Origin of the sequence: Agromyces binzhouensis (assembly GCF_004135055.1) — a bacterium.
Taxonomy (GTDB): Bacteria; Actinomycetota; Actinomycetes; order Actinomycetales; family Microbacteriaceae; genus Agromyces; species Agromyces binzhouensis.
The window spans coordinates 1-1353 of sequence record NZ_SDPL01000605.1 but is presented as its reverse complement, the minus strand read 5'-3'; the positions used below and the strand labels follow the sequence as shown (position 1 = coordinate 1353).

Here is a 1353-nt window from a genome sequence, read left to right as displayed (position 1 = left end):
CGGCTCGTCGTGACGACGACGCAGCGGACTCCACCGCGCGTGCCCCGCGCGGGCCCCGGCGCCGTCGCGCCCGCGCTCCGCCATGCCTCCGACGCTAGGCGTTCGCGCCGCCCGTGCACCTGCGGATTCGCTGCGAAAGGCCCTACTGTCGAACGGACGGACCTGCGAACCGGTGAGCCTCGGAGGGAGCGGCATGTCCGAATCCCTGCTGCTCGTGGGGGGCCTGCTCGCGCTCGTCGGCGGCGCCGAGCTGCTCGTGCGTGGCGGCACCCGGCTCGCCGCGCGGCTGGGCGTCTCGCCGATGGTGATCGGCGTGACCGTCGTGTCGCTCGGCACGAGCGCACCCGAGCTCGCGATCGGCATCGACGCGGCCGCGCAGGGCACCGGCTCGCTCGCCCTCGGCAACATCGTCGGCACGAACACGCTGAACGTGCTGCTCATCCTCGGCATCGCCGCGCTCATCAGGCCCCTCACGCTGCGGTCGCACGCGATCCGGCTCGACCTCCCGGCGATGGTGGTCGCCGCGGCGACCCTGCTGCTGCTCTGCGCCGACGGCGTCGTCACCCGCTTCGACGGCGCGCTGCTCGTGCTGCTGGGCATCGTGTACACCGTGATCATCGTCCGCGCGGCGCATCGGGAGGGGCTCGCCGCGCGCGCCGAGTTCGCGCGCGAGTTCGGCGCGCCGCGGGCACGCGCTGCCGGGGAACCCACCCGCACCGTGCGCGATGCCGTCCAGCTCGTCGCGGGCATCGGCATCGTGGTCCTCGGCGCCGACTGGCTCGTGAGCGGCGCGGTCGAGCTCGCCGCGGGGTTCGGCGTCCCGGTCTCGGTCATCGGACTCACGATCGTCGCGATCGGCACCTCGTCCCCCGAACTCGTGACCGCGATCGTCGCGACCATCCGCCGCGAGCGCGACATCGCCGTGGGCAACCTCCTCGGCAGCAGCGTGTTCAACATCCTGTTCATCTTCGGCATCACGAGCCTCATCCCGGCCGACGGGATCGGCGTCGACCGGGGCATCCTCACGATCGACCTGCCGGTCATGGTCGGGGCGACGATCGCGTGCATCCCGGTGTTCCTCACCGGGCGGCGCATGCAGCGGGTCGAGGGAGCCGTGTTCGTCGTCGCCTACCTGGCGTACCTGACGAGCCTGCTGCTGTTCCGGACCTGACCCGCTCGCTCGCGCGCGGCGCGGTCACGGTGCGGTCACGACCTGCTGCGAGTCAGCCGAGCGGATGACGCGGGGCCGGTGCTTCGCGTCTAGCGTGCGGTGCATGGCAGGTCGCAGCGGTCGGAATCCCGCGCCGGGCGGTGCGCGGCCCCTCGGCGGCGCGCCGGGTGCGGGCGCACCCG

The 1353-nt window shown here is 73.5% G+C and carries 1 protein-coding gene; it reads left to right on the top strand.

The features are described 5' to 3' along the window. Positions 1-193 precede the first annotated feature (193 nt). Positions 194-1171, top strand: a complete 978-nt coding sequence (locus ESO86_RS17060; protein WP_129235971.1) for a calcium/sodium antiporter — start codon at positions 194-196, stop codon at positions 1169-1171. Positions 1172-1353 lie beyond the last annotated feature (182 nt).